Here is a 933-nt window from a genome sequence, read left to right on the forward strand (position 1 = left end):
TATGAACAAAATAAACTGAGTAGAGAAAGTAAATTAGGCGAGATTGATTATTACAACAATCGTAGAGAAGAGGCTGAACAGATTAGTTTGTTTTAAAATCACAATGTTCACTAAATGTTCGAACACTGTAGCTATGTAAACATTGTTAGCAGCATGATATTCTACTAGTGTCAAAAAAATATGAAAGTGCCAAGATATCCCAACTTTTTAATTGGTATCTGTGGCTCTTTCATATTTTTTGATTAGATAGCTATAATAAAAAATTATTATAGAGGATAGGAGAAAACTTTTATACAAAATAGTTCGCTTGTTTTAAAAGATTCTTGACTATTTTTTTAACAAACTAATAGGATATTCAATCAAGGAATCATCATTAATAAAAGGTAACTCAATTGAACCATCTAATGTTTTGAAATTCCAAACGGATGAGTAACTTGGCTTCTTTAATTCATTGTTTGATTCCATTTTTGATAATTCTAATAATTTGTTCATTAAGTAATATGGTTGTTCTACTATCTGTAGTTTTTCAGAAAAACCATTATCAAATGAATTTTCAAAATATTTAAAGACATTGTGGCGAACGAAAGCGAGAAAATTATCTTTATAGCATCCTACATCAAACGTTTTATAATTATAGCCTCCATAATTATCATTAAAATTTATTTCCATAATGGGTGTACGCTCACTTCTATAAATAATGTTATTAGCGTAAGATGGACCAAATTTGGTATTCCAAACAATTTCAAAGCTGTAGTCTTGGTTACTTAGTTCGAGTATTTCATTAAATACATGAACTGCATATTCAAATGCTTGTAGTTCTAATTTATTCATAAATTAAGTTCACTCCTTGTTTTTATTATCAGCGGACCACTCACTGATAACTAAAATTATACACTTAGTACTTATTTTCACAATATTAATTTGTCACTGTGA

The 933-nt window shown here is 28.0% G+C and carries 1 protein-coding gene; it reads right to left on the reverse strand.

From position 1 onward, the window contains the following. Nucleotides 1–327 precede the first annotated feature (327 nt). Nucleotides 328–831, reverse strand: coding sequence for a hypothetical protein (locus RG571_RS12000; protein ID WP_114634696.1), 504 nt, complete (start codon nucleotides 829–831; stop codon nucleotides 328–330). Nucleotides 832–933 lie beyond the last annotated feature (102 nt).

This window comes from Enterococcus sp. FR204, assembly GCF_031143325.1.
GTDB classification, from domain to species: domain Bacteria; phylum Bacillota; class Bacilli; order Lactobacillales; family Enterococcaceae; genus Enterococcus_B; species Enterococcus_B faecium.